The sequence below is a fragment of the Paenibacillus sp. FSL R5-0407 genome (assembly GCF_038009185.1).
Classification (GTDB): domain Bacteria; phylum Bacillota; class Bacilli; order Paenibacillales; family Paenibacillaceae; genus Fontibacillus; species Fontibacillus vini.
The window spans coordinates 556382-577739 of sequence record NZ_JBBPAX010000002.1; the positions used below are offsets into that span (position 1 = coordinate 556382).

Genomic DNA, 21358 nt, shown 5'->3' on the forward strand with positions numbered 1-21358 from the left:
CTAATTAAAATTAAAGCCGGATCCAGTGCCGGATCCGGCTTCTTCTCGATAATAACTATGGACTATCCTAAATCAGGCTGATCCAGGAAAGTAACCGCGGCATCGGAAGTTCCGTGCAATTCCAAGATGATGATTTCGTTATCGCCTTCCTTCAACAAAGGCCCAGGCACATACATCGTTTTCTGCGGGCCGATGTTCCAATAGCGTCCCAGATTATATCCATTGATGAACACGACGCCTTTGGTCCAACCTTCAAAACTCAGGAACGTATCGCACGGCTCATCCACAGTCAGGGCCGCACGGTAGAAGCTGGGCTCCGATTGTTCGGAGAGAGCGTCAAAGTCTTCGAACTTCAACCCCGTCAAATCCGTTAATGGCAGCGTATATGTCGTCCATTCCGACAGGAACTGCCGCCCGAAACGGACTCCTTCAGTAATCCCTTTGTACTCTCTCATAAAGGGACCATAATTGATGCGGCCCATATTCTCCACCAGGATGCTGACGTGCAAGCCTTCGCTCGCTACGTCAAACTCCAGTTTCGTTTCCGAATCCCTGCGATCCAGCGTAGCGGCCAGTTTTCCGTTCAGGAACACCTGCGCCCGGTCGCGTAAATTCTGAATGACAAATTCATCTTTCGGGCGAGGCCCCGTAATGAACGTATTATAATGAATAAATCCGTAATCTTGTCCCAGCATCTCCATCGTTTCAGGATACGCTGAATGTATCGGCGTGGAGATGGCATCCAATTGAGCCGATAGCGGGGCAAGCTCTTTCAGCTCCAGTCTGCCGTAAGCCTTTTTAGGGATCGAAGCCGGCAGCTCGCAAGGTCCGAGCTCTACATATTTGGAGATGACTTCACGAATGGCAAAATATTTCTCGGTCGGTTCCCCCGATTCGTTCAACGGCGCATCATAGTCGTAGCTGGTGATCGTCGGCTCATAGCCGTCAACAGTGTGAGCGTTGGCCCCGTTATAGAAGCCAAAGTTCGTTCCCCCATGGAACATGTAAAAATTAACCGATCCATTTTCGCTCAGGATTTCATCCAATACATGGGCTGCGTCCCCGGCGGAACGCGTATGATGCTCATCGCTCCAGTGATCGAACCATCCATCCCAATATTCCATGCACATGACCGGCGCATCGGGCTGGTACTCCCGCAGCTTATCGAAAGCTTCTTTCGTCCGGGACCCGAAGTTTACGGTCGCCAAGGCGCCGGGAACCATTCCCCCTTGCAGCATCGAATCTTCGGCACCATCGGAGGTAAATAACAGGACATCCATTCCGCGGGAGGTCATGCTTTCTTTTAAATGATTCAAATAACGCTTGTCATTGCCGTAGCTTCCATACTCATTTTCAATTTGCATGGCAATAATCGGTCCGCCATTCGTGCAGAGCAGCGGCTTTAGTTTGGGAAGTAATACGTCATAATAGGCATCCACATGCTCCAGGAAAGGCGGATGATAGCAGCGCAGACGCATACCCGGATCGGCCAGCAGCCAGGACGGCATACCTCCGAATTCCCATTCCGCGCAAATATAAGGTGAAGGACGCACAATCACATGCAACCCCAATTCTCCCGCCAGCTCAATAAACCGGACAATATCCGCCATACCCTCGAAACAGAATTCCCCCTTTTGGGGCTCGTGCAGATTCCATGCCACATAGGTTTCAACTGTGTTGCAGCCGCATGCCTTCAACTTTAAAAGACGATCCCGCCAGTACTCCGGTACAATTCGGAAATAATGGATCGCGCCAGAAATAATTCTCGTAGGCTGATCATTGTAATAAAATGTGGGTCCTGAGAAATGAAAAGTTGCCATGTGCCCTCCACCTCGTGAATTTTTACGATCGCTTATAAAGATTATTCGTTTTCCTTGATCAGGATGCTTTGCACAAAATCATCCATAACGATGACTTTGCCTTCCACTCTGAACTGCTCCGCCGCAAATGCCATCAAGTGACTCTGTACGGAATGATTAGCCGATGTGCGGCCCTGCAGCTTCCCGTCGGCACGAACCAATTTGACGAAGTCCTTGATCAATCCCATATCGCCTCCGCCGTGGCCGACGTGACCTCCCGGATTCTCGAACGAGATTCTCTCCACCTTGCCGCTTCCAAAATGAAGCACTTCGATCTCATTTTTCTCCATCGCTCCACGAATTTCGCCTTGGGTCCCCATCAGCTTGATGGTACGGCTAACGTCCTTCGTAAATGCGCTCATCGTAAATGCTATAGTAACGGAATTAGCGAATTCCAGATTTACCACTTGGTGATCCACGACATCATTATCGCAGTGGTAAACGCATCTTCCATAAGGCCCTTCCTGCAGAGCCTTCAGGCGTGCCTCATAGCTCAGGTCATCGCTAATTGCCGATGTAGGCCAATCCGTATTTTCCGTCAAATATTGAGCAGGGGCATAATAGAGACAGGTATCGGCCACCGGACATCCGTCCGTACAACGCAGCGGCGCTCCTTCCGGTGCCTCGCTGGCTTTGAAATGAGACAATGAGCCGAAGGATGACACCCGGACGCAGTCCGAATCGGTCAGCCAGGAAAGAATGTCCAGATCATGACAAGACTTCGCAAGAATCATCGAACTGGATTCATCCTTTCTTCGCCAGTTGCCCCTTACAAAGCTGTGGGCTTGATGCCAGTATCCGACGTTCTCATTATGTTGAATGGACATTAACTGTCCAATCGCGCCATTTTCAAGGAGCTCCTTGATCGTGGAGAAGAAGTTCGTATATCTCAATACATGGCAGATCGAAAAGACCCGGTTTGCGGTCGCGGCCAATTCTCCCATCAGCACGCATTCCTTGGCATCGGGAGACATCGGTTTCTCCAACAGAACATGGTATCCCGCTGCAAGAGCCTTCATCGTCGGCTCAAAATGCTGGTTGTCCTGGGTGCAGATGAATACCGCATCCGCTACTTTAGGGGAGGCAAAGAAATCATCCCAATGGGCAAAGCACGCCTCATCCGCCAGTTTATGTCTTGCCTTAAATTGATTTCTCCGGTCCGCATTCGGCTCGGCAACGGCTACAAAATGAAGCTCATCGGGGTGCTGAATTGCATATTCCGCATAGTTAATCCCCCGCAGGCCTGCTCCAATTAACGCGACAGTGACTTTCTTCATCCCACTCTGCTCCTTTGTATGTGACTTTTTTGTTCCGGCAATGCCGCCGGGATCACTTCCAGCGCAAAATTTTCCCGAGCCAATGGATTTCCTTGACTATCCGTGATTGCCACCGCAATATCAAAAATGCCAGCCGCCGTATCCACCGGAATTTTCACGGAAACCCAGACAGATCGCCATTGATACGGATACCCCGTAAGTCCCCGTTCGTTGTTCAGCGGAAAGAGCGGATCGGATATAACCCCGGCGTCATTCGCAGCACAAACTCGTCGGCATCATGGTAGTTGACAAATTCAGCGGGGGCCAGCTCCACGGTACGAAGCTCGATATGCGGCAGAAGCTCCGATTCCACATGGACCTGCAGCGATCTCATATGAATATTAGTGCGATATGCCATCTGAAAAGAATAAGTTTCTCCGCGCAAAGCGGAACCGGAATGTTGCGGCAGCGCTTGCAGTTCTTCATCCGCAAACACCTTTGTCAATGAACTGACGATTCTCGTTTCCAGTTGATCTGCCGGGTATGTTGTCTCCACTTGATCTCCTCCAGGTAACGTATAATTAAGTAATTAAAACTCCGGCTCATGAACAGGCTGCTCAGCGACAAGACCATCGTTCTGACGAATCCAGGTTTCGAACTGCCGCTCTCCGGCTTTTAGCCGGATTACTCTTGCGCCCGTCGGGAATTTATCCTTACGCATATCGTCTTCATAACTAACATAACGCGTCGACCGGCCGTAGCAGAGCCGTATGCCGTGCAGCATGCCGCAAAAGTCATTCGCGTGGTCATGACCGACAAACGTGCCCATGACATCGCCCATTTCCAACATGGCTGCGAAAAGTCCCGAATTAATCCGCGGCGAGCTGATATATTCATAACAATGGCCCTCGCACACTTTCATCTTCCATACTTCGGCGTATTCCGGCAGAGGGATATGGAAGAACGCCAGCGCAGGCAATGGGGCTCCGCCATTTTGCTCGGCCAATTGCCGGGATTGGGACACATACCAATCGATTTGATCCCGGCGAATCCAGTCGTAGCCACCGACCGCATCCAACTCTGCATAATCCCCGCTGTCGAGAAAAAACAAAGAGGCCGCCGGTTTACCCGTCTGATCCTCTATGGTCAGGACGAAATTTCCAGCCCCGCTTACCCCTGGCGGATCTCCTTTGGCAACGCAGTAGGGATGAAGCAATTGTTCCTCATGCATTGCCTTGCGCGGCAAACTTCCTTCCGCATCATGATTGCCGAACACCGCGGCCCAAAGCACCTGCTTCTCTTCGGCAACCGCAACGGCGCTGCGTAAAGACCGGAGCGGATCCTTGCTCCTTGCGCTTGCCGTCAAATCGCCGTCAAACACGACAAGGTCCGGCTGTTCCAGCGAAATAATCCGCTCCATCGTCTCCTTAGTCACAGCATCGAGCAGCGGTGTCTCCGGGTCCTGATCCTCTTCATCGATAAATTCCATATCCGAAAACTGAACAATGACAAACGTTCCGTCCTCACGAAATTTCAGCTTTTTCTCCATGATGCATTCGCCTCTTTACCACAGATTTCTTCCAAATCCCCGCCGGGTCACAGGTCCACGATCAGGCTGTCATAAGCCACCTTAATACCGTGCGGCTCGAAAACGCTTTCGAAATCCTCATGCAGAAAACCGGAATTATGCGTAATATGAGTCACATAAACAAGGGAGTTGCTCTGAAGTATACTTTGTTCCCGCAATACGCGCTGAACCTCTAGGACGGTCTCGATCCCCATATGGTTTGGATTCCGGTCATTCTTCGTGTAGCTGTGCGTACAATCCAGGATCGCCATATCGATGACTTTGCCTTCAAGCCATTTCCAGGTATCGTCAGGCAGCCACCCGGTGTCATGACCGTAAAACAGTGTCTTGCCCCCTTTTTCAATAAAGAACAGCAGACAAGTTTCCATAGGATCATGGTTTGCAAGCAAAGGGGTAACCCGCATATCGCCCAATACGATACTCTCGAACGGGCGCAAAAGGTGAAACGCTAATCTGTCTCCTGCGGCCGGCCCCACCGTGATCAAGCTCTGGTTAATGGCCGCATCATTGCCGTAAATATGTAAAGGATGATCAATGCCGAGCGCATATCCTTCAGTCCGGTTGTAGAGCTCCCAAGGCTGAAAATGATCGTAATGCGTATGCGTGAACAAAAGATGCTCGATCGCCGCCATATCGATCTGGTCGCGAAGCGCCTGCATGTGGGAATCCGCGGAATAATCCACCTTGGTCACGCCGTCGATTAGTATGGAGCTTCTCGTTCGAATATTTTTCCCTCCGGCCGATCTCGCCTTGCGGCAGGTCTCACAACGGCAGAAAGGGTTGGGGAATCCTTCCGCGGCCGCCGTTCCAAGAAAATGGATCTTCATTGGTTTTTCCTCCTCTTGGGACTTTTCCCCGTTAAGACTTCCACGTCCAGGCGCTGCAGCGTATCCAGCCATTCCTGCGGACAAGACGCGTCCGTAATGATCATCGAAATGTCCTCGATGGAACATATTTTCGCAAATGTGGTAACGCCAAACTTGGAATGGTCTGCGACCAAAATAGCCTCTTCCGCTCGCTGCATCATTTTTCTGGAAACCCCGGCTTCCTCCGGATGAAAATCAGTGATCCCGTCGGACATCGATATCCCTCCCGCCGAAATAAAGGCCTTGTTCACTTTGAACTGATCCAGCAGCTCATATACCATTGGCCCCGTGGCTGCCTGAAACTTTGCATTGACTTCTCCACCGGTAAAGATAATCTTGCCCTTAAATTCTTTTAACGCCAAATTGAGAATCGGGACGGAATTCGTGATCACCGTAACATCGGAACGATCCTTCAACTGTTTCATGATTTCAATCGTGGTTGTTCCGTTATCCAGAAGAATCGTCTCCCCGTCATGAATCAGCGACGCCGCGAGCTTGCCGATCATCTGTTTTTCCCCGGAGTGCATACGAGAACGCTTTATAAAAGCGGGCTCGGTTTGTTCGGAACGGGCCAGCACGGCGCCTCCGTATACTTTGCGCAGCTTCCCTTCCTTTTCGAGCCTATCCAGGTCCCTGCGAATCGTCTCTGTAGATACATTGAACGACACGGACAACGCGTGTACTTGAACCTTTCCTTCCGTGCCCAGTTGGGCAAGGATCGTCTCCCTGCGTTCTTCATGAGATAAAGACATTTCAAACCCTCCGAGCCCTAAAAAGAAATGTGTTATTCGTGTGTTTTTATGTGGTTTTATATATTTAAGGCCAGTGTATATTTTGGAACTTCTCTTGTCAACCAAATTAATTTTACCGGCGCCGCTTGTCCTCAACACCTCTATTGACGGAATGAAGAGCCAGAGATACAATCACTTAAAACAACACAAAACAACATGAAAACACAACTCAACATGATCTTGGAAGGGGATACGAAGATGAGCCGAAGCTTGGCATTTCGAGAGGATGGGACCTTTACCATCGTTCAGTTTACGGACCTGCACTGGAAAGACGGGCAAGAAGAGGATCAGCGCACCAGGGCACTGATGGAACAAGTACTGGATACGGAGCGGCCGGATCTTGCCGTGTTTACAGGAGATGTCATTTATACCGGAGAGGTCGCCCCCGGAGAGCCGGAGTGCGAATCTCCGGAGCAAGCCTTCCGCGAAGCCGTCGCGAGTGTAGAAGAACGCGGAATCCCCTGGGCTTTCGTCTTCGGCAATCACGACACGGAACAGCGGATTACGCGCGAAGAATTGATGCAGGTTGTTCTGCAGCATCGGCATACGGTGAGCGAGTCGGGTCCCAACCATCTGCCGGGAAGCAACTATGCCCTTCAGGTCGCCGACCGGGAAGGCAATTCGGCCGTCAATCTTTATTTTCTCGATTCCGGCAGCTACTCGACCAACCCTAATGTTGGAGGATATGACTGGATAAGACGTGAACAAATACACTGGCTCGCCGCCGAATCGGACCGCCTCAATGACGGTAAAGACGGGAGCAAGCTGCCTGCGCTTGCCTTTTTCCATATTCCGCTTCCCGAATACAAGGAAGTTTGGGATACCCGAATCTGCTATGGACATAAACAGGAGCAGGTGTGCAGTCCTGTCCTCAATTCCGGCATGTTTGCGGCATTGCTGGAAATGGGTGATGTCATCGGAACGTTTTGCGGACATGACCATATCAACGACTATATGGGGAATCTGTACGGTATCTCGCTCTGTTACGGACGGGCTAGCGGCCATAATACCTACGGCAAGGAAGGCTTTCCCCGCGGCGCCCGCTTGATCAGGCTCACGGAAGGCCGGCCCGGCTTCGAAACCTGGCTTCGCCTCGAGGACGGAACGCCTATTATGGAACAACCGGCCCATCACCCGGAGAACGGTCAATAAACAATCCTTCACGAATGGAATGAAAACATAATGCTAATTCCCATAATGCTTGTCCTCGCTTCCGGCATGGCCCATGCCGTCTGGAATCTGTTCACCAAAAAAAGCCGGAACAAAAGCGTCTTCCTTTGGTCAATCATGATGCTCCCCACCCTATTGCTCCTGCCTTCTTTGATTCAGGAACTGGGGCTTCAATCCTTGTCACCCGAAGCTTACGCCCTATTGGCTCTATCCGCGGTCCTGCAAGCTCTCTACTCTTGGATGCTTTCCAAGACTTATGAGCTTGGCGACCTTTCGCAAATCTATCCGATCATGCGCGGTACCAGCACTTTGCTGGTGCCGTTGGTCGGAGTCATTTTCCTGAAAGAATCGCTGTCCGGAGCCGGTTGGCTCGGAATCGGTCTTATGCTTGCCGGATTCTTTGTCCTGACAGGGATGGGAACCCGAAAGTCGAAGGTATCGGTCCGGATGCAAGAGATGAAGCCGCTGCTGATGGCTCTCGGAATCGGCGCTTGCATCACCTGCTATGTACTCGTCGACAAGTTGAATCTGCAGCAGATCTCGCCTTTGGCCCTCCTCGAGATAACCAATATCGGCTTCGTAGCGGGTCTTACTCCGCAGGTCCTGCTCTCCGGCGAGCTTCGCGCGGAGTGGAAGGTCAACTGGCGGACGATGCTCCTCGGTGCCGTGCTCAACCCCGGCTCTTATTTACTATTTCTGTTCGCCATGCAGCAAGCGCCCATGGCCCATATTGGCCCTTTGCGGGAAACCGGGACTATCTTCGCCACATTGTTAGGGGTGCTCTTGCTTAAAGAAAAGCAGGGAACGCAGCGAATTCTAGGCTCCGTGGTCATTGCCTCCGGAATATTACTGGTGGGAATGTGGGGCTGAAATTCCCTCTTTAAACTGGAGTTACTCCATGGTTTACAATGGATACGGAGGCTGATCGACAGCCCTCTTGTATTCATTTGCAAGCGGTTCCAATACTGCTGAATCAGAAGGAGGAAGGCCAGTGCGATTCGTGAAAAAAGCAGTTCGCTCCGTTCGAAATGCTTTTCGGTTTACCACTTCAGGTCTGACCTTGGGAGAGAAATGGCGTCTCGCGCTGCCGGGGCCGATCCTGTCGGTCGGGGGGGTTCTCATTCATAACGTGTTCATCAAGTATTACACGGATATGATTGGCCTTAGCCCAAAATATGTTGCCTGGGTGTATGTGATCTACAACATCTGGAATGCGATCAACGATCCGATGATCGGCGTCTGGATCGACAAGCTGAGGCATCGCCCGAATCGCGGCAAATACGTCTATATCATGAGGGTAACCGTGCCTTTCATGATCATATCCTCCTTCCTCATGATGCTGTCCAGTCCCTCATGGGACCAGTGGCTGATTTTCCTTCTTTATACGGCGGAGTTGTTTATTTATGATACCGCCGCAACCGCCTACGGTATCGCCTATCAATCTTATATGTTGATCGCCGCCCCCACCAAGGAAGAACGCATCGATGTCGGGATTGTTCAGAACTACATCTCCCAAGCGATGTCCTTTCTCATCACCTTGATCCCGACTTTGCTTCTCGTCGGAGACGGGAAGCGCGAGGTGATTATCCCCGTCTTCTCCGCAGTCATTCTGGTGGAGACGGTGTTCTTCACCCTGGCGCTCAGGGGACTGAAAGACGATGCGAAGATGTACGAATCGCTGGAAGGTCAGCAATTCGCGATGAATGAGCTATGGAGCCAGTCTTGGGAGATCATCAAATCCCGCCAGTTCATTACATTTGTTCTGTATTCCATCATCACCGCCGGCCCGATCGGGTTTTATTTTACACCCTACCTGTACTATATGGACGGTGTAGTCAATGCGGGCGGAGCCGTTACGACGACGATCGATGTCGGCACGCATGTCATTGCACTCATGTTCTTGCCGGTGATGGGATACATCATAAAGAAATACGGCACAAAAACAAGTGTCTACTGGGGAACCGTTCCCGCTATCCTCGGCTACGGAGGGATTTTCTTCGCGAGCAACATATGGGCGGTCGCCGCTTCCTACGTTTTGGTCGTTATTACCGTTAATTACATTCGCACCGCGGTCTCGCCGGTGGGAGCGCTGATCATCGACGAGAACGAGCGCACGAGCGGAGTACGCAAGACCGGTTTGTTCAACGGTCTGTTCGCGATCTTCACTGTCGCCTTTTCCAGCCTCCAAACCGTCATCTTCATGAGCGTCATCGGAGCATTCGGTTACGACGGGCTTGCAACAGCCCAGTCCGAAACAGCTGTACTCGGCATTCGCATCGCCACAAGCCTGATCCCGCTAGCTTCTATACTGCTCGGTCTTATCCCCATGGCATTCTATCCTTTCGACAAGAAAAAAGAAGAAGAAATATCGGCATTCAGTAACCAGGCCAGAAGAGGAGGCTTGACTTAATGTGAATGAACCCCCACTGAAACTGAAATTTACAATCGGCGAAGCCTCCAAGATTCTTGATATCCCGGTCGACACTCTGCGCTATTACGACAAGATCGGACTGCTGCTTCCACGCAATCGGGATACCAACAAGTATCGCTATTATGATCTTGAGCAGTTCGACCTGCTCATCACGATCCGCATGCTGAGAGCGATGGACATATCCATCGAGCAGATTACGACCCTCCTGGCGGCCGATAGTCTGATCAACATTCGCGAGCTCATTTCCGGCAAACAAAAGGAGATCGACCGGCAGATCGACTATCTGAAGCATTTATCCAACAAGCTGAAGGTGCTGGGACAACAGTTCGATCAGTTTAAGAACGAGGAAGTCATCGAGCTTGTACAAACGCCCTCTTACTGGGTGCTGCTTACCGATTCGATCATGGAAAGCGGCGACCCCAAACTCGGAAGCAAGGTGCAGCAGCAAATGCGCAACGTCAACTGCCATCAGGAATGGCTGCCGTTCTGCCATATCATCTCCATCGTGTCGGCGGATAACTTGATCGCTGGTAATTATCACACCTACTTAAACAACGGGATCCTGTCAACCTTCCCGATGGAAGGTGATTCAGGCATATTCCGGAAGTTAGAGCCTCAATATTGCGCCAGAAATTATTTGGTCATCCACCGCGACGGATACGACGAGATGGATGACCATTACGAGAAAATGAAGGCGTTCATTTTCAAGCGAGGGCTGAAAATCGCCGGGAATTCACTAGAAATCAACCTTTTTAACCAGTACGACAAGCATTATATCGAGATCAACATTCCAGTGGAAGAACAAGATTAGAAAGGAAGCTGATGACGATGAAAAAACTTACGACGGACGGCATGCGCTTGATTAACGAAGACGGGGCACATGTCATACTAAGCGGCATCAATCTCGTTTGCAAGGAGAAGAAGAAAGGGTACGTCGAGCCTTGCGAAGAGGACCTGTTCGCCTGGTTCCGGGAACAGGGGATGAACGTTATTCGCCTGGGGCTCATCTGGGATGGCGTGGAGCCGCAGCCGGGTGTCTATGATGACGTCTATCTTGGCCGGATCAAGCAGCAAGCCAAATGGGCGGAGAGTCACGGTCTTTATGTTTTTCTGGATATGCACCAGGATTTATACAGCTCTCTCTATGGTGACGGCGCGCCTGATTGGGCAACGCTCGCCGACGATCTCCCCCACGTTACCGGCCAAATGTGGAGCGACGCTTATCTGGAAAGCCCCGCGGTCAACCGCGCCTTGGATCATTTTTGGCGTAATACACCGGCTGCAGGCGGCATCGGATTGCAGGATCATTACGCAGCCATGTGGAAGCATGTTGCGGCTTACTTCGCCGATTGCCCGAATCTGATCGGATACGACATGATGAATGAGCCATATCCCGGAACGAGCGGCCAGGAAGTATTCGGCGCAATCATTGCCGCCTATGCCCATCAAGTATTGGGGATGACAGACTTCAACATGGAAGAGCTTTCCGCGCTTTGGTTCGACGATGAGAAGAAGCAGGAAGTACTTGCCGGCATGGCAAATATGGAGACGTACCGTGTGCTGGTCGAGCATGCCAAAGAAGCCTCGCAAAGTTTTGAGAAGGAAGTACTGGCCCCTTTCTTTAACAAAACAGCGGCTGCGATCCGTTCGATCGACCCCGAAAGGTTCCTGATGCTGGAAACCTCTTATTTTTCAAACATGGCTGTGGAGTCGGGGTTACAGCTTATCCGAAATGATACCGGAGAGACCGATTCCTCACAGGTATTCGTACCTCATGGCTACGATTTGGTGGTGGATACGGAGCATTACGAGATTTACAACCAGGAACGTGTAGATTTGATCTTTGCCACCCACCGCAGGGTACAGGAGAGACTTCAAATCCCCGTCCTGATCGGGGAATGGGGAGCTTTTACGCATCACCCTGCGACACTCGATCTTACCAAGGAGCTTGTTGCGATCTTCGAGCGTTATTTATGGAGCAATACGTATTGGTGTTATGTCGACAATATGAAAGAGACGCCATATGCTAAAGCATTGAACCGTGCCTATCCGCAAACGACGAGTGGCGTGCTGAAAGGATACCGCTTCGATTACGAGCGCGGTGTTATCAGCGTCAAATACATTCCATCCGGCGGCGAGACGCTGATCTATCACCCTCATGCTGCGCGCCTGTCTGCAGATGATATCGTGATTAACGGCGCGAGCGATTATAAAGTCGAGATTCGCGAGTATCCCGGATCGGAGGCCGGCGTTATAGCGATTGTTGTACCGCAAAGCAGCAAGACGATTACGATTATGGCAGGGTAGCCCGCCTTATAAAACCATCTACGGCAATTGGTTGATCATCTTGTAAATTATTGGTTATATAATGAATATGAAGTATATAACAATAATTCCAGGATAAGTCGAGGTGTGTGCATGAGTAATACGAAATGGAGAACCGTTAAACTGATCGTTTTGGCAACCGTATTGACCGTTGCGCTGGGAGCTTGCTCCAGCAAGGATTCCGCTAATTCGGCACCGGATAACCGAAACGCCGTAACCGCCGGGGCTGAAGGAACAGACAGCTCAGGTCAGAGACCGGAGCATTTGCCGAAGGATTTTCCGCTGCCCGAGGATGCTATAATTACCACTTCCCATTCTGAACAGAACGACGGCAAAAAGTCGGCTCTTCTGATTTTTACGTCCCAAGAAAAGCTCGATAAGCTGGCCGACATGTATAAAGATTACTTCCGGGAACAAGGAATCGAGGATGCGGCTGAAACGATCGACGAGAAAAATTTGATTATTCAGGGCGATACCACTGACGAGAGCTGGTCGCTCATCGGCGGCGCTTTGTCCGCACAGGAAGGCACGAATGAGCTGACGCTGACTTGGTCCGAACTATAATAAGTACAGCAAAACAGGCCGAAGGCATGATTGATTCATGCACTTCGGCCTGTTTATTTATCCGCTTGGACATCAAAATACGATTGCGTACAGTGTTTCATCAAAAACTGTCTTTCAGTTCTCTTGCAGAAGCAAGCGAACCTCCGCCACCTCTATAGGATATTTCTTGCTGAGGCGCGCTTTACTGAGATTGGCACTCAATATGCGATCCATTTGCTTGTCATTCATGGCGGCTACCCTTCGCATGACAGCGAATCCTTCCTCTGGCTCTTTCTCAACCAGCACACTCAGGCTGTATTCCAGTCCCTTGTTCAGTACCCTCGCTTCTTCTTTTTCGGAAATCGGCAACCCCATGGCCCAATCCTGTAAAATCCGTTCAGCCAAACGCAGCCCAAACCGTGCATGTTCTCGGATTCCGAGCAGCGGGGGATGGGCCAGCGCTGCCAAAAAGGCACGACGCTCAAGGGCATTCGCTTGTTCCAACCAATCCTCAAACCATTGTTCCAATAGGCCAAAATCCTGCTCCCCGATCCGTTGTAAGGCGATGGCCACCGCTTCGCGCACTCTCCAGCGGGGATCGCTCATCGCTTCTTTCAGCACGGGCAGTGCTTCCTTCTTCCGTTCTGCCGCGAGGGCAGTATAGCAGGCCCCAATCGCTTGAAGGGCATAGAAGGGCAGAAACTCTCCAGGGTCATTGGCTGGAGCTTCCGGCTCCGACCGACGGCTCCATTCCAGCAAGAGCTTCCAGGCCGGTTCATCTGGTATCCGCCCCATGACTTCCTCTGCAAATTGTTCCGCCAGCTTCAGATTTGCCCTTGGGCCCGGAAGCCCGGAGTTATTTTTCAGGAATGCCTCTAAAGCTTCAAAGCCCGTATGACCATCACTCCAATATCGCCATGTTTCCATTTGCGAATTCACCTCTTTCGCTAATATAGAACAAGTTCAATTATTCCTCAGCGGAAATAGCTAGACGGTCAAATTCTGTTACCCGCCGCTTCATAATAATCCATGGTCGAGGTTTCCTGAAAGCCGCAGGACTTGTAAAGCTGGAGAGCCTTCGCATTTTCGGCGGCTACCTGGAGGAATATTTCCTTCATATCAGCTTCCTGCAGCTTCTCGATGGCCTGCTGCAAAATAGCTCGTCCAAAGCCTTGTCCGCGATGCTCCGGCAGTACGCCCAACCCGAAGATCCCCCCTGCCTCCGCAGTCATTTGCAAATGAAACTTTCCGATACTTTGCCCGTTTAGTTCCGCAAGGTAGATGCGCATCCCTCGTTGCTCTTCCGTTTCCGGCAGGGACAAGCCGTCATTGTCATTGTGTACACTCTCATACTCCGAAGTTATCTCCAAGTCCGCGTCCTTTGTAGCGTCCTCCGCATCATAAGTCTCATCGCCAAAGTAAATGGCGTTCTGTCTCGCGATCTCGCGTCCATCTGCATTGGTCGCCTTGCGAAAGGAGAGTCCGCCGCTCAGCAATTCATTTTGCGGCTTCTGATGATTCTGACGCAGATACATTTCATATTCCGAATGTCTGTAAACCGCATCGATTTTCGCTATGTATTTCTGCCCGGACACCGAGGCTCTGTCACATAACAGAAGCATGCCTCCGGAATTTCTTCGCTTCCATTCAGCTACTGCCATTTCATACAGCCGGGTAAAAATCCCCTGCCGCCGGTATGCGGGATGCACCATTCCCGTAACCTCGAGCGGTGAGCCCGTCCCTCCGAAATGGCTTATTCCCAAGTATCCGACCAATTGTTGCTCGTCGAAATACATGAATTCATTGATATGCTGAAGGCCTGCACCATCACCGGTTTCCTGAGACGCCTCCAGTTTATAATCGAGCTCGAGCTTTAGCGTAATTCGATCCTCACGGACGCATTGCTCCTGCAGACGGTTAATCAGGGTGTAATCCTCCCGGTCAATGCCTGCCTTGAGTTTAAGCCAGGGAGCGCTTATTTTCCCCATACAACTACCTCTCTTCTGTTTCATGCCTTGATCACATTATAACTCCGATCATCTCTTCTTCCTAAGAAAACTTAACTATAGTTGAAATCTGCTTCCTGGTTCACAAAAAACCAGCCTGACCGGATTAATCCGGATCAGACTGGTCCAAAAATTCTTACTTCAAACTTCTTACTTCTATCTTCTTACTTGGCAGGCCCCATATTTTTCAAACTGACATTGGAAATGGTGATCTTGTTGAAGCCGTCGTCCGTGCCTCCGAAGTTCCCCATATTAAAGGAGATGCGGGAGTTCGAATAGCCGGGCTTCGTAATCTCAAAATCAAAGGAGAAGTCAGCATCCGTGGTAGTCAGCGCTACCGAATTTCCATAGTAGTCTGTAAAAGCGTAGTCCGGAGCGCCGCCAAGCCAACCTGCGCCAATCCCCAGATTTCGGGCCTTTTCAGCCTTTGCTGTGAAGCTCAATGTATATTTATATCCTTGCTGGATGGCGAATCCTTCGTAAATGAGCTGGCGGCTCCAATCCTGATCCCCCGCCGTGCCGATGGTTGCTTCCAGCACTCCGTTCTTGATATCTAACGTTAGTTCGCCGGCCTCAGGAGCATAGCTGAACCACTTGCTCTCGTTAGAAATCAGGTTTACATTCTGCGGCGGACCGCCTTGCTCTGCCGCCGGATTCACCTCATAAAGTCTCACATTTCCGATCGTAACGGCATGCGCCATATCCCCTTCTACAGGAATCCCAAGTCCGAACGCCAATTGCGAATCGTAATCCGATTCCTCCGTCATTTCGAACGTATAAGAGTAGTGCTGCATGACCGTCGTCAATTCGGCAGGCTGTTCCATATACTTTGTATAAGGATCAACATTGAGTCCTACTGCCGCTTGCAATGTTTTAGGGTCCGTGGAGGAAGCATCAAACTCCAGCCGGTAATGCTTACCCTTTTCCAGTGAAATGCCGTTTTGCTGCAGTTGGGAATCCCACCAATTCTGCGTACCGCCATCCACTTGTAGGGTCAGTTCCCCGTTCGAGTACGTAGTATCCGTCACAGACACCGTCTGCCAGCTGCTCAGGTCCGGCGTAAACTTGTTGTTCTTGACCTTGTTTTCCGAAATATCCACCCAAAGCGTATTGTACTCGCGGCCTTCAAAATCGAGATAATAGCTTTGCGATGAATTTAACTGAACCGGCTCAAAATAAACCGTCTTGTACGTCTGCCATCCTCCGGTTTCGCCAAGGTTATACGTTGATTGAGTGACGGTCCTTCCGTCCTCGTCCTTGACGCTGAGTCGGATCTGCGAGTTCGGATCGCCGCTCGCTACCCTGGCGGACAGCACATATTCCGCGCTATGGGCAACGTTCGCCTTAAATTGCAGCAGATCTCCTTCTCCCATGTAGGCCACATGCTTGCCGCCTTCTTCCGAATCCTCCAACTGTAATCCGTTCATGACCCAGGCATCGCTCGCCTGAATATGGGCATATCCGTTTACGGTGACCGGATTGCCGCGCTTCACCAGACGGACATTGTCCACATACGCCGTTCCCGTATCGCCTCCGAACAGCAATTGCAGTTCGGACTCGGCAACCGCAATGCCGTCGCCAATCACGATCTCATAAGCATAGTTCTTCATTTCGCCGGTAAGCTGTGCCATCTTGCCAAGCGGGAACTGAACCGCATGTCCGTCCTTGCTGGTAAGGCCAATCTCCATGGCTCTAGGCACATCCGCTTTGGCCTCAAAATACAGGCCATACGTTGCATTCGCCTCCAGCTTCATCCCCGGCTGCGCAACGACCACCTCTTCGGCAGCGCCGGCGCTCGCCACATTCACGACAAGCTGGCGTTCCATGATATGCGACTTGCGGAAATTATTCACGGACACGTCAGCATTTGCTCCGGACGCTACATGAGCTTCCCAGAACGCTAACCGGTTCGTGCCCTGATCAAACGTGCCGTTATAAATCAGGTTCAGGTCCGGCAGCGGCTTCCGCTCCACAACTTCCGGCAGTGGGGCTGCATTTCCGATTTCTTTGACCTGAACATTGGCAAAGTAAACTGTTGCATCATTCAAGCCTGCATTAAATTCAAATCTCGCATTATTGTCGGTTTCGGAACGCATATCAAATTCATATTCAAAGGACTTCCACGCTGTCGTCAGGTCAAAGTTTACTTCACCCGAATAAGCCTTCCAACTGCCTCCGAATTGGGTAACCTTGGACATGATCGTACGGTTTGCGGATGCCTTGGCATCGAACGTAACCTTGTACTTCTTGTCTTTTTCCACAAAGAGCGGCATTTGCGTAAGCTGCAGGGAATAATTCTTTGTTCCGGCATTGTCGATCTTAATTTCCGCCGCCTTGCCCTTTTCGGCATCTTCGACCACCGATATGCTGCCTGCGCCGCCTTCGTTCTTAATGAACTCCCAACTTTCCGGCACACCCTGCTCGTTTACGGCACCCGCATATTTCTCGTTATACAGAAGGTTCCCGTCCTGCTGCGGATTGCGCTGCGGCTCAATCGCCGGCGGGTTACCCGTCACATCCGGCCAACTGGCCAGATCCTTGTAATTATAGACGCGTACGAAGTCGACTTTCATCGTATCGGACACAAAATCGTTGTCCGGCGCTCCCGGCCAATCTCCCCCGATCGCCGTATTCAGGATCAGGTAGAAGTCGCGGTCAAACGGAGCGGGATAAGTATAGTATTCCGGTTGTCCCGGCGCCTTGGTTCTCCAGCGCTCCACTTCCTGTACCAGGTGTCCGTCCACATAGAAACGGAGCACGCCCGGCAGCCATTCTAACTGAAAATCATGATAGTCATCGGCAAATTTCGCTCCGCCAGGAAGCGTGTAGGTTCCCTGATCATGTCCATGGGATCCGTCCGGCTGTACACTGTCGTAGTGGATCGTGCTGTAGGACAGGCTTGTATTTCCTGTGCCTTTGCTTCCTCCGAGCATCTCCATAATGTCGATTTCTCCGGAAGCCGGCCAGCCGCCGTAATGGGCTTCATCGGTCGGCATCATCCAGATCGCCGGCCACATGCCTTGCTGCTCAGGCAGCTTGGCGCGAACGACTACCTTGCCGTAGGTCCAATCCTGCTTGTTTTTGGTGGTCAGCTTGCCCGAGCTGTACTCTTTGGTACCGTAACCGCCTTTTTTCGCTTCAATTTGCAGGACGCTGCGGTCTCCTTCTTTAACAATGCTTACATTGTTCGGGCTATAGTATTGCAGCTCGTTATTGTATACCAAGCCGGTATTCTCTACGTTCCAATTGGACGCATTGATCTCTGTCCCGTTGAAATCGTCTTGCCAGGCCAGCTCCCATTTGCTGTCCGGTATGGTAGTAGGCGCTACCGGTTTCTCTTGGTTTGGCTGTGTCACCGGAGGCGTTGTTGTCGATCCGCCCGATGAGCCACCCGACGATCCGCCCGAAGCCGGCGGTGTCGTTGTTCCTGAACCGGACGACGGCTTGTCGGCTGGTCTCGACCCGCTGAACCCGGGCTCCACCTTCTCGCCATTCAGCGTGACTCCGCTAGCAGCTACCGTCATTTGATCGACTGCTCCCTGCAACTTAAGGGCGGTTCCCTGTGCCAAGGCGTCAACCTTCAACGTGCCGAACTTACTGTCCAAGCTCTGCTCGATGTCAGCCTTTTTCAACACAAGGAGTTCCTGGACCTTGCTACCCGCCAGAAATTTTATTCCTGCCGTCTCTCCTACTTTGTCGACAATAACCCGGCCAAGCTCTGAACGTGAAATTTGGATGGAGCCGCCGCCTTTCATGATGACGCTTCCGGTCACCTTGACCCCGTCCAGATTGATATCCCCCTCACCGATACCTTCGGCCAGAATCAGGTTTCCATCAATGACGATGTCCTTCAAGGTTACACCGGCAGAACGGATAACCAGATTGCCGTTCACCTTTGAAGCATCATATACGCCGGGAGTCTGAACTACATCGGCTACCATTCCGGACAACAGTGACGCGAATTCCGCCCTCGTCATACGCGCTTTTGGATCAAGCTTGCCTTGATAGCCCTTCATCACGCCTGCTTCCGTCATATAGGACAGCGCTTTCATCGCATAACCGGAAATATCCTGCGCATCCCGGAACTGCTGCAGGGCACTCCCGAGCTCCATACCTGTCGATAATTGAAGCGCCCGGTCGATGATGACGGCGGCTTCCTCTCTCGTTATTATCGCGGTCGGAGACAGATGATTCGCATCGATACCGAGTATAATCCCCGACCCGTTAGCACGCATCATTGCCTCATAATACCAATCCCCTGGACGGACATCCTCAAACTGAGCGGAACTCTGACCCGTAAAACCGAGCATCCGGTGCAGCACCGTCACGAACTCCGCCCGGCTGATTCCTGCGCCCGGTCTGAAGCTCCCGCTCTCGTCCCCTTGCATCAATCCCAATTCACGCATATGTACTGCTGCGGACTGCGCCCAATGTCCCGATAAATCCTTAAATACGGGCGCGGCTTGATGGTTGCTTCCTTCCTGGCCGTATGCCGCAGGACTTGCGGATAGCGTCAGGCTGCAAGCCATGAATATAGCCAGCCATTTTTTCATCGTGTAATCCTCCCCATTGTGTTAAACTCCTTAGCAGCCTCGTTAAGCGGAACTCTTCCAAATCGGAAAATGGTCTTTCACAGGCCGTCCGGACCTTGTATAGTACGATTATAGCAACGTCGATTTGCGATCTATATCCTAATATTCCAACAACGATATTGATATTTTAACTAGATAAGCCGAACTATCGATGGAGCATTAACGAACGTCAACGAAACCATTCCTTAGTTCAGCTTGTATGGATAGGGGGCCTACTAACTTTGCTCGCACGCATGAATGTGTTTACCAAAATGACCTTGCTGATCCTGCTCTTTCTCATTCCGGTTCTTATCCTCTACACTTATTCCAACCGGGAGAGCGTAGCCGTCATTGAGAACGAAATCCAGAGCGCGACGACGAACAGGCTGTCTACCTTCGCCTCCTCGATAGAGTCGAACATCTATCAGTTGTCGCTGTACGGCATATCGATCGGACAGGACTCCAGCATTCAGGAGTTTCAGCTGCCCGACAACCGGATCCCCTACGAACGTGTTCGGCTCAGCGGCGCCATTTTGGAGAAGATGAACTTGTACAATGCCGCCAGCAAATGGCATTCTACGATTACACTTTATTTCCCGCGCATCCGGCAGGTAATCTCGACGGAGTATTATGACTCCCCTGCCTATGACGAAAAAGAGTTCAGCGAGCCCTTCCCGCAAACCTGGGTGTATAAAGACAACAGCTTCATCTGGCATACGACCGAGCCGACAACAGAAATGTCCGAGCCGGGCAAGGCCCGGCTGATTACCAAGATCAGCTTCCCGGCCAATCAACTGGCCGCCTTGCTGGATCAGAACAAGCAGAACAACCGCGGCGATCCGTTCCTGTTTCATGCGGGGCTGGGTGTAATCAGCAACAGTTCGGCGAATACAACCCTGATGACAACGCTGGCCGATCAGCTTAAGTCACTGCCGCTCCAGGAAGAGAGCGGCTTTCGAACCAAGCTGGATGATACGGAATACTACGTGTCTTATATCAGGTCCAAGAGTCTGGATTGGTATTACGTGGACTACGTGCCGATGCAGCAAATATTAAGCCCGGTCACTAGCAGCAGAAATCTGTTCTACATGTCGATCAGCGTTCTTCTGGTCATGAGTATTGTAGTGATATTCACCCTGTACCGGAGCGTCCAACTTCCGCTGCTCCAACTCGTCAAGGGCACCAGACGGTTGTCTGATGGAGATTTCTCAGTTCGGCTGGACAACCCGAAGCACAATGAATTCAGTCAGTTATTCATCCGATTCAATATTATGGCCCAGCGGATTCAGGCGCTCATAGAGAACGTCTACGAGGAGAGGCTGCGGCGGAGGGAAGCGACACTGAAGCAGCTTCAGTCCCAGATCAATCCGCACTTCCTTTATAACTGCCTTTTCTACATCAAGAATATGGCGCGAATGAAAGACGAGGAAGCGGTTGTGGCCATGGCGCTCAATCTTGGCGAATATTACCGGTACATAACCAGATCCGAGAAAGATCTTGCCACGATTTCCGAAGAATTGAAAATGGCGACCAATTACTTGAAGATTCAAGCTCTGCGCTTGGAGCGAATGAGTTTTACAATCGATGTTCCCTGTGATATTTTAGACAAAACCGTCCCGAGACTGACGCTTCAGCCCATTATTGAAAACGCAATCATTCATGGTCTTGAGCCTAAGGGCGAACATGGCGAAATCCGGATACGGGGCGTGTCCGAGAACGGGATCAACATCATTACGGTGGAAGACAGCGGAATGGGGATGACCGAAGAGCAATTTGTGAAAATGAGGCATGACTTAGTAAAGCCGCTGGATGAGCATATGGGGTGCGGGACATGGAATGTTCATCAGCGACTGACCTTTCAATTTGGTGATGAATCCGGCCTAATCTTCCGTCATTCTCCGCTAGGCGGCGTCCGGGTCGACATCACTTGGCGGGATAATATGGACAAGTAG

The 21358-nt window shown here is 51.2% G+C and carries 16 protein-coding genes; 7 read left to right on the plus strand and 9 right to left on the minus strand.

Going from position 1 to position 21358, the window contains the following annotated elements; all coding sequences use genetic code 11:
- Positions 1–62 precede the first annotated feature (62 nt).
- From NYE70_RS21670 to NYE70_RS21695, 6 genes are all read right to left on the minus strand, one after another.
- The gene (locus NYE70_RS21670; RefSeq protein ID WP_341048133.1) at positions 63–1820 is read right to left on the minus strand and encodes a glycoside hydrolase family 35 protein; all 1758 of its coding nucleotides are present in this window, start codon (positions 1818–1820) and stop codon (positions 63–65) included.
- A 41-nt stretch (positions 1821–1861) separates the two neighbouring features.
- Positions 1862–3136 carry a Gfo/Idh/MocA family protein gene (locus NYE70_RS21675; protein WP_341048134.1) on the minus strand — a complete coding sequence of 425 codons (1275 nt, stop codon included), beginning with the start codon at positions 3134–3136 and terminating at the stop codon, positions 1862–1864.
- A 214-nt stretch (positions 3137–3350) separates the two neighbouring features.
- A complete protein-coding gene (locus NYE70_RS21680; protein ID WP_341048136.1) occupies positions 3351–3671 on the minus strand; it encodes a hypothetical protein in 321 nt (106 codons plus the stop codon).
- Between the two features lie 33 nt (positions 3672–3704).
- Entirely contained in the window at positions 3705–4664 is a 960-nt protein-coding gene (locus tag NYE70_RS21685; protein ID WP_341048138.1) for a metallophosphoesterase family protein, read from the minus strand.
- Between the two features lie 47 nt (positions 4665–4711).
- Positions 4712–5530 carry an MBL fold metallo-hydrolase gene (locus NYE70_RS21690; protein WP_341048139.1) on the minus strand — a complete coding sequence of 273 codons (819 nt, stop codon included), beginning with the start codon at positions 5528–5530 and terminating at the stop codon, positions 4712–4714.
- The gene (locus tag NYE70_RS21695; protein WP_341048141.1) at positions 5527–6321 is read right to left on the minus strand and encodes a DeoR/GlpR family DNA-binding transcription regulator; all 795 of its coding nucleotides are present in this window, start codon (positions 6319–6321) and stop codon (positions 5527–5529) included. The genes NYE70_RS21690 and NYE70_RS21695 overlap by 4 nt, the downstream gene beginning before the upstream one ends.
- Before the next feature lie 195 nt (positions 6322–6516).
- Between NYE70_RS21695 and NYE70_RS21700 the strand changes: the two genes are divergently transcribed.
- The 6 genes from NYE70_RS21700 to NYE70_RS21725 all read left to right on the plus strand — a co-directional run bounded on the left by NYE70_RS21700 (position 6517) and on the right by NYE70_RS21725 (position 12850).
- On the plus strand, positions 6517–7512 hold the full coding sequence (locus tag NYE70_RS21700) for a metallophosphoesterase family protein (protein ID WP_341048143.1): 996 nt from the start codon (positions 6517–6519) through the stop codon (positions 7510–7512).
- Positions 7513–7542: 30 nt separating this feature from the next.
- On the plus strand, positions 7543–8400 hold the full coding sequence (locus NYE70_RS21705) for a DMT family transporter (RefSeq protein WP_341048144.1): 858 nt from the start codon (positions 7543–7545) through the stop codon (positions 8398–8400).
- 121 nt (positions 8401–8521) lie between these two features.
- On the plus strand, positions 8522–9940 hold the full coding sequence (locus NYE70_RS21710; RefSeq protein ID WP_290405669.1) for an MFS transporter: 1419 nt from the start codon (positions 8522–8524) through the stop codon (positions 9938–9940).
- Between the two features lies 1 nt (position 9941).
- Positions 9942–10772 (plus strand): MerR family transcriptional regulator, encoded by an 831-nt coding sequence (locus NYE70_RS21715; protein WP_290405670.1) that lies wholly within the window; start codon positions 9942–9944, stop codon positions 10770–10772.
- Between the two features lie 17 nt (positions 10773–10789).
- Positions 10790–12268 carry a cellulase family glycosylhydrolase gene (locus NYE70_RS21720; RefSeq protein ID WP_290405671.1) on the plus strand — a complete coding sequence of 493 codons (1479 nt, stop codon included), beginning with the start codon at positions 10790–10792 and terminating at the stop codon, positions 12266–12268.
- A gap of 111 nt (positions 12269–12379) precedes the next feature.
- Positions 12380–12850, plus strand: a complete 471-nt coding sequence (locus NYE70_RS21725; protein ID WP_290405672.1) for a hypothetical protein — start codon at positions 12380–12382, stop codon at positions 12848–12850.
- Positions 12851–12964: 114 nt separating this feature from the next.
- On the opposite strand, the gene NYE70_RS21730 is transcribed toward NYE70_RS21725, so the two are convergent.
- The 3 genes from NYE70_RS21730 to NYE70_RS21740 all read right to left on the minus strand — a co-directional run bounded on the left by NYE70_RS21730 (position 12965) and on the right by NYE70_RS21740 (position 19388).
- Positions 12965–13756 (minus strand): HEAT repeat domain-containing protein, encoded by a 792-nt coding sequence (locus NYE70_RS21730; RefSeq protein ID WP_341048145.1) that lies wholly within the window; start codon positions 13754–13756, stop codon positions 12965–12967.
- Between the two features lie 68 nt (positions 13757–13824).
- Positions 13825–14817, minus strand: coding sequence for a GNAT family N-acetyltransferase (locus NYE70_RS21735; protein WP_341048147.1), 993 nt, complete (start codon positions 14815–14817; stop codon positions 13825–13827).
- A gap of 182 nt (positions 14818–14999) precedes the next feature.
- Entirely contained in the window at positions 15000–19388 is a 4389-nt protein-coding gene (locus NYE70_RS21740) for a carbohydrate binding domain-containing protein (RefSeq protein WP_341048149.1), read from the minus strand.
- Positions 19389–19648: 260 nt separating this feature from the next.
- On the opposite strand from NYE70_RS21740, the gene NYE70_RS21745 reads away from it, so the two are divergent.
- Positions 19649–21358, plus strand: coding sequence for a cache domain-containing sensor histidine kinase (locus tag NYE70_RS21745; RefSeq protein WP_213654695.1), 1710 nt, complete (start codon positions 19649–19651; stop codon positions 21356–21358).